This is a genomic window from Phytobacter massiliensis JC163, assembly GCF_000321045.1.
GTDB classification, from domain to species: Bacteria; Pseudomonadota; Gammaproteobacteria; order Enterobacterales; family Enterobacteriaceae; genus Phytobacter_A; species Phytobacter_A massiliensis.
The window spans coordinates 480,042-487,181 of the sequence record NZ_HE578948.1 but is presented as its reverse complement, the minus strand read 5'-3'; the positions used below and the strand labels follow the sequence as shown (position 1 = coordinate 487,181).

The following is a 7,140-nucleotide window of genomic DNA, read 5'->3' as shown; positions in this document are numbered from 1 at the left end:
TAGGGTTTGCTCCCTCTCCCTGTGGGAGAGGGCCGGGGTGAGGGCACCAGACCGCACCAGCCCCCCCACTATCTCACCCCTCGACCACCTCATACGAGTGGGTAATATTGACTGCTTTTTCCAGCATCAGCGCCACCGAACAGTACTTCTCGGCGGAAAGATCCACCGCCCGGGATACCGCGGCGTCTTTCAACCCTTTGCCGGTAACGATGAAGTGCAGATTAATGTGCGTGAACAGGCGCGGCGCTTCTTCACGACGTTCGGACGTCAGCTTCACTTCGCAATCCGTCACGTCATGACGGCCTTTTTGCAGGATAGAGACCACGTCAATCGCGCTGCAGCCGCCCGCCGCCATTAACACCATCTCCATCGGACTTGGCGCTTTGTCGCCGGAATTGCCGTCCATCAGCACCTGGTGTCCGGAGGCAGACTCGCCAATGAACGTTAACCCTTCTACCCACTTCACACGAGCTTGCATTTTGTTTACTCCGCAGTTGCGATTTTCTTTACAGATTACGCGTACATAAGAAAAGGCGCAACGGAAGGCGACTTGCGTCAAGCTGAAGCGAGACACCAGGAGACAGCCGACAAAACCTATGCTAAAACAGACAGAATGCTACAGTGATACATTGACGTTATGCATGTATGCAGAGGACATCACATAATACAGGCCGCAGGCACATCTGACGGTCCACTTCCCAGGTAACGGGAAGAGAGATTGCAACCCCGGACGCAATATGTGAATCCAGCGTCTGGAGCCAGCTTATAACAGAGGAAAACCGCGCATGGTGCTTGGCAAACCGCAAACAGACCCGACTCTCGAATGGTTCTTGTCCCATTGCCATATTCATAAGTACCCATCGAAGAGCACGCTGATTCACCAGGGTGAAAAAGCGGAAACGTTGTATTACATCGTCAAAGGCTCAGTGGCTGTGCTGATCAAGGATGAAGAAGGTAAAGAGATGATCCTCTCTTACCTGAACCAGGGAGATTTCATTGGTGAACTGGGTCTGTTCGAAGAGGGTCAGGAGCGTAGCGCATGGGTACGCGCCAAGACAGCTTGTGAAGTGGCTGAAATTTCCTATAAAAAATTCCGCCAGCTAATCCAGGTGAACCCGGATATTCTGATGCGCCTGTCCGCTCAGATGGCGCGTCGCCTGCAGGTCACGTCAGAGAAAGTGGGTAACCTCGCCTTCCTCGACGTAACGGGCCGCATCGCGCAGACGCTGCTGAATCTGGCGAAACAACCCGACGCCATGACCCACCCGGACGGTATGCAGATCAAAATTACCCGTCAGGAAATTGGTCAGATTGTCGGCTGTTCCCGCGAAACAGTAGGCCGCATCCTGAAGATGCTGGAAGATCAAAACCTTATTTCCGCGCACGGTAAAACTATCGTCGTGTACGGTACACGTTAATTTCCCCGGACGGCGCGTTGTTAAAGACGCGCCGTTTTTGTTTGTCTCCCCATGTGGCGCAGGCTGATCTACCACCCGGAAATAAACTACGCACTGCGGCAAACGCTGGTGTTAAGCATCCCTGTGATTGTGGGTTTGATCGCAGGCCGCCTGGACCTGGGGTTACTCTTCTCGCTCGTTCCCGCCTGCTGCAATATCGCCGGTCTTGATACCCCCCATAAACGGTTTTTTAAACGCGTGGTCATCGGCGGCTCGCTGTTTGCCGGCTGTAGCCTGGCGGTGCAACTGCTGCTGGCGCAAAATATCCCTCTGCCGCTGATCCTCACCGCGCTGGCGATGATACTTGGCGTCACGGCGGAGATAAGCGCGCTGCACGCCAGGCTTTTGCCCGCCTCGCTGATTGCCGCCATCTTTACCCTGAGCCTTGCCGGAAATATGCCGGTGTGGGAGCCGCTGCTTATCTACGGGCTGGGCACCTGCTGGTACGGGGCGTTCAACGCCTTCTGGTTCTGGCTGTGGAGGGAGCAGCCGCTGCGTGAATCCATTAGCCTGCTTTACCGGCAGCTGGCGGACTATTGCGAAGCAAAATATAGCCTGCTGACCCAGCATGCTGACCCGGAAAAAGCGCTGCCGCCGCTGCTGGCGCGCCAGCAAAAAGCGGTCGACCTTATCAGCCAGTGCTACCAACAGCTGCATATGCTGTCGGGCAACAAACACGGCGAATATAAAAGGCTGCGCCGGGTCTTCCAGGTGGCCCTGGATTTGCAGGAACATATCTCCGTCAGCCTGCACCAGCCCGAAGAGGTTCAGGCGCTGGTGGAACAGAGCCACGCCGAAGAGGTCATTCGCTGGAATGCCCAGACGGTGGCCGCGCGCCTGCGGGTGATGGCGGACGATATTCTCTATCACCGTTATCCGCAGCGCTTTTCAATGGATAAGCAGATTGGCGCGCTGGAAAAGATCGCCCGTCAGCACCCGGACAACCCGGTAGGCCAGTTTTGCGCCTGGCATTTCAGCCAGATAGCCCGCGTGCTGCGTACCCAGCGCCCGCTCTACGTGCGTAACTTAATGGCGGAAAAACAACGTCGTCTGCCGCTCATCCCGGCGCTTAAAAGCTATCTGTCGCTGAAATCGACCGCCCTGCGTAACGCCGCCCGCATCAGCGTGATGCTCAGCATCGCCAGCCTGATGGGCAGCGCGCTCAATCTGCCGAAGCCTTACTGGATACTGATGACGGTGATGTTCGTCACCCAAAACGGCTACGGCGCAACGCGCGTGCGCATTCTGCACCGTTCGGCGGGAACGATGGCGGGGCTGATTATCGCGGGCATTACCCTGCACTACCATCTGCCGGATGCCTTTACTCTACTCTGCATGCTGGTGGTCACGCTGGTCAGCTATCTGATTATCCGCAAAAGCTACGGCTGGGCGATGGTAGGCTTTACCCTGACGGCGGTTTATACGCTGCAGCTGCTCACCCTGAATGGCGATCAGTTTATCGTTGCCCGGCTTATCGATACGCTGATTGGCTGCCTGATCGCCTTCGGCGGCATCGTCTGGCTGTGGCCGCAGTGGCAAAGCGGCCTGCTACGACGCAACGCCCATGACGCACTGGAAACCTATCAGGATGCCATCCGACTGATCTTAAGTGACGATCCGCAGGCCACGCCGCTGGCCTACCAGCGAATGCGCGTCAACCAGGCGCATAATGCGCTGTTCAACTCGTTAAATCAGGCGATGCAGGAGCCAGGGTTTGATACCCGCTACCTGTCAGATATGAAGCTGTGGGTCACCCACAGCCAGTTTATCGTTGAGCACATTAACGCCATGACCACTCTGGCGCGGGAGCATACGATGCTGACCCCCGACCTGGCGCAGCGGTATTTGCAGTCCTGTGAAATCGCCCTGCAACGCTGTCAGCAGCGGCTGGAGTATGACGGGCCGGGAAGCTCCGGGGACGTGAATATTCTGGAATCGCCAGAGACCATGACGCACGGGCCGATGAGTACGCTGGAGCAGCATCTGCAGCGTATTCTCGGCCACCTCAACACCATGCACACTATTTCGTCAGTGGCATGGCGTCAACGCCCGCATCACGGCAGCTGGCTTAAACGGCGGTTACGCTCTTAACCGTTAATCACGCTGGCCGCCGCCTTCGCAAAGCGGGCCATGCCTTCATCAATATCGCTCTCTTCGACCACCAGCGACGGCGCAAAACGCATGACGTCAGGGCCGGCATTAAGCACCATCACCCCCTCCCCGGCTGCCGCATAGAGGAAATCACGCGCCCGGCCCTTATACTGCGGCTTAAGCTCGGCGCCAATCAGCAGGCCCATGCCGCGAATATCGCTGAACAGATCGTACTGTTGGTTAATTTTTTCCAGATGCTTAACGAACAGCGCGCGCTTCTCATTGACGCCGTTCAGTACTTCCGGGGTATTAATGATATCGAATGCCGCGCCTGCTACCGCGCAGGCCAGCGGGTTGCCGCCGTAGGTGGAGCCGTGAGAACCGGCGTGGAAGGCGCTGGCAATGTCTTGCGTAGTGAGCATGGCGCTAATGGGAAAACCGCCGCCGAGCGCTTTCGCGCTGGTGAGGATGTCCGGGATCACGCCGTAGTGCATATAGGCAAACAGTTCGCCGCTGCGCCCCATTCCGCTCTGCACCTCGTCAAACACCAGCAGGGCTTGATGCTCATCGCACAGCGCGCGCAGCCCCTGCAAAAACTCCGGCGTCGCGGCGGTCACGCCGCCCTCACCCTGAATCGGCTCAACCACCACCGCGCAGGTGTGGTCATCCATCACCGCTTTTACCGCGTGCAGATCGTTAAACGGCACATGGACGATATCCGCCGGTTTTGGTCCGAAGCCGTCGGAATATTTGGGCTGGCCGCCAACGGAAACGGTGAACAGCGACCGGCCATGAAACGCGTTATGAAAGGCGATGATTTTGCTTTTGAAAGGGCTGTGGCGCACGCAGGCGTAATGGCGGGCCAGCTTAAACGCGGTTTCGTTGGCCTCGGTGCCGGAGTTCATAAAGACAACGCGTTCAGCAAAGGAGGCATCAATGATTTTACGCGCCAGCCGCAGCGCGGGCTCGTTGGTAAAGACATTGCTGGTGTGCCACAGCGTTTCACCCTGAGTTTTCAGCGCCTCAACCAGCGCCGGATGGCAGTGGCCCAGCGCCGTTACCGCGATGCCGCCCGCGAAATCAACATACTCTTTGCCCTGCTGGTCCCATACGCGGCTGCCTTTTCCCTTAACCGGAATAAAATCTGCCGGTGCATAAATTGGCAGGATGACTTCATCGAATGTTGACCGTGTGATTGCTGTGTGTTCAGTTGCCATGTACCTCACCCTTTTTTAAGCAAAAAACAGAAGTGAAAATATAATCACAAAATATGCTTAAAAAATCACTTTATAGCAACTAAAAATGGCTGCGATGCAGAAAGTTATTCAGTAAGGCATGGCCCTGCTCGCTCAGAATACTCTCGGGATGGAACTGTACCCCCTCCAGATCCCATTCGCGGTGGCGGATCCCCATAATCTCCTGCTTTTCGCTCCAGGCGGTGACCGTGAAGCAGTCCGGCAGCGAAGGGGGATCGATAAGCAGGGAGTGGTAGCGGGTGACGGTGAGCGGGTTATTCAGCCCGTGAAAGACGCCTTCGCCCGTGTGGGTGACTGGCGAAGTCTTGCCGTGCATAACCTGCTGCGCCCGGACAATGCGCGCGCCAAAAACCTGGGCGATAGCCTGGTGGCCCAGGCAGACGCCCAGCATCGGCAGCCTGCCCGCATAGTGACGAATGACCTCCAGCGATACGCCGGACTCATCCGGCGTGCAGGGGCCAGGAGAGATGACAATGCTGGCGGGCGACATTAACGCAACGTCAGCAAGCGTAATCTCATCATTACGCCTGACCTCTACCTGCGCGCCCAGCTCGCAAAAATACTGATACAGATTCCAGGTAAAAGAGTCGTAATTGTCGATAAGCAGAATCATGGCGGCCTCGTGAAAAAATAGCCGCCCTATTCTACTCAGTTTCCCCGGCTTCGCTCACCACTTTAGCAAAGATAGCGTTGAGGGGCGCAAGGTCGCCCATCGCGCCGGTCTGGTTAGCTTCGCGCCACTTTTCCGGGTCGATGTCACGCCAGTCGAGACGGTATCCGGCATGCAGCGCCAGCTGTTCAAAGAAGATGCGCTGCGTGATGCCGTTCCCCACGCGAAACGGATGGAGCATATTGATTTCGCAATAATAGTGCGCCAGCCGCTCGATAAACTGCGCTTTTTCCAGCCCTTGCAGCCAGTCCTCATCTTCCAGGGACTGCATCAGCGCATTACCTTCATTCTCGATATAGGCAAAGTGGCAAAAACGGGTGTCGCCCTGGTAGATATCTACCTCACGAAACTGCCCTGCCCACTCAAAAATATCCTGGTAAAGATGACGGTGGATGGCGCTCAGATGCGGCAGGCCGCGTGCGACGGGACCAATATCCAGCGTGGCGGCCCGTAAAGCCGTCAGCTCCCAGGCTGTCTGCTCAAGCCGCTGGGCCTGACGGATGCCCAGTAAGTTTCGCATGACATTGATACCCGCGTAGAGATACGGGTCGCGGTCGTCGCCTACTTTATCACTCATTGCGCCCCCTTAATTTCTGCCAGTCGAGCCTCGGCCTCGTCGGGCGTGAGCGTTACCAGCGGGCTGTCCACCCCTTCGAGTCGACGGCTGGCCTGGAAATTGACGTTGCGATACTGCTCCCAGAGACGGGATTTTTGTCGGTCAGTGAGTTTTTTCGGCATAACGCCTCCCTGATGTCACGCTCATGTGCCTGAAAGTATAAGCAGCAAATTGGCGTTACGCAGGGTGCGGGTAGGTTTACAGCAGAAAGAGAGGAAAGCACGGACCAGAGCAGCCCGTGCGAAACGGCGTTATGGCAGAACCTTCGCCGAGAGGATAACTACCGGTTTTGTCGGCACATTTTGATACGGACCAACGTCATGGGTCGGCACCTGAGAGATTTTATCCGCCACGTCCATGCCTTTCACAACTTTACCGAAGACGGCATAGCCAAAATCGCGCTGGCCGTGATCGAGGAAAGCGTTGTCAGCCACGTTGATAAAGAACTGGCTGGTGGCGCTGTCTTTATCTGCGGTGCGCGCCATGGCGATGGTGCCGCGCGTGTTGCGCAGGCCGTTATCGGCTTCGTTTTTGATGGGCGGGTTAGGCTGTTTCTGCTGCATCTGTTCGTTAAAGCCGCCGCCCTGCACCATGAAGCCTGGGATCACGCGGTGAAACGTGGTGTTGTTATAAAAACCACTGTTCACATAATCAACAAAGTTTTTCACCGATACCGGCGCTTTCTGGCTGTTCAACTCCAGCTCGATGTTGCCCGCGGACGTGGTAAGCAGAACATGAGGATCGCCTTTTGCCGCCAGCGCAGAGGAAGAGAAAGCAGAGAGGGCAAAAACAGCCGCAACAGCCGCCAGAGTCGATTTAACCATGAGGTATCCTTAACGAAATGCAGGTACGAAAGCGAATGGCTTGATTTTAAAGAGCACACCGCCGCCAGGCCAGCGTTTTACTTAATTTTACGCAATTGAAACATCTGTTACGGCTGGACACAGCCTCCGGACCATTTACCGCCCGGTAAAGCATTCACCGAACTTATAAATCCCGCCGTTTTAGCGCCTAAAATCCCCTTTATCCTGAGGTATTAATCCTGAAACC

At 56.2% G+C, this 7,140-nt stretch carries 8 protein-coding genes; 2 read left to right on the top strand and 6 right to left on the bottom strand.

Translation table 11 applies throughout. The annotated features are described in order from the left end of the window. Positions 1–73: 73 nt before the first annotated feature. The gene (locus ENTHG_RS19635) at positions 74–478 is read right to left on the bottom strand and encodes an OsmC family protein (protein ID WP_044183769.1); all 405 of its coding nucleotides are present in this window, start codon (positions 476–478) and stop codon (positions 74–76) included. A 307-nt stretch (positions 479–785) separates the two neighbouring features. On the opposite strand from ENTHG_RS19635, the gene crp reads away from it, so the two are divergent. Both crp and ENTHG_RS19625 read left to right on the top strand, forming a co-directional pair. Then, a complete protein-coding gene (gene crp / locus ENTHG_RS19630; protein ID WP_000242755.1) occupies positions 786–1,418 on the top strand; it encodes a cAMP-activated global transcriptional regulator CRP in 633 nt (210 codons plus the stop codon). Positions 1,419–1,469: 51 nt separating this feature from the next. Further along, positions 1,470–3,548 carry a YccS/YhfK family putative transporter gene (locus ENTHG_RS19625; protein ID WP_044183766.1) on the top strand — a complete coding sequence of 693 codons (2,079 nt, stop codon included), beginning with the start codon at positions 1,470–1,472 and terminating at the stop codon, positions 3,546–3,548. On the opposite strand, the gene argD is transcribed toward ENTHG_RS19625, so the two are convergent. The 5 genes from argD to ppiA all read right to left on the bottom strand — a co-directional run bounded on the left by argD (position 3,545) and on the right by ppiA (position 6,914). Beyond that, positions 3,545–4,765 carry a bifunctional acetylornithine/succinyldiaminopimelate transaminase gene (gene argD, locus ENTHG_RS19620; protein WP_044183763.1) on the bottom strand — a complete coding sequence of 407 codons (1,221 nt, stop codon included), beginning with the start codon at positions 4,763–4,765 and terminating at the stop codon, positions 3,545–3,547. The two genes, ENTHG_RS19625 and argD, sit on opposite strands and share 4 nt — an antisense overlap. Before the next feature lie 79 nt (positions 4,766–4,844). Further along, entirely contained in the window at positions 4,845–5,417 is a 573-nt protein-coding gene (gene pabA, locus ENTHG_RS19615) for an aminodeoxychorismate synthase component 2 (protein ID WP_044183760.1), read from the bottom strand. 31 nt (positions 5,418–5,448) lie between these two features. Beyond that, positions 5,449–6,051: a putative adenosine monophosphate-protein transferase Fic gene (locus ENTHG_RS19610; protein WP_044183757.1), complete on the bottom strand. Its 603-nt coding sequence runs from the start codon at positions 6,049–6,051 to the stop codon at positions 5,449–5,451. Then, positions 6,048–6,212, bottom strand: coding sequence for a YhfG family protein (locus tag ENTHG_RS19605; protein WP_044183754.1), 165 nt, complete (start codon positions 6,210–6,212; stop codon positions 6,048–6,050). The genes ENTHG_RS19610 and ENTHG_RS19605 overlap by 4 nt, the downstream gene beginning before the upstream one ends. Before the next feature lie 129 nt (positions 6,213–6,341). Continuing rightward, positions 6,342–6,914, bottom strand: coding sequence for a peptidylprolyl isomerase A (gene ppiA / locus ENTHG_RS19600; RefSeq protein ID WP_044183751.1), 573 nt, complete (start codon positions 6,912–6,914; stop codon positions 6,342–6,344). Positions 6,915–7,140 lie beyond the last annotated feature (226 nt).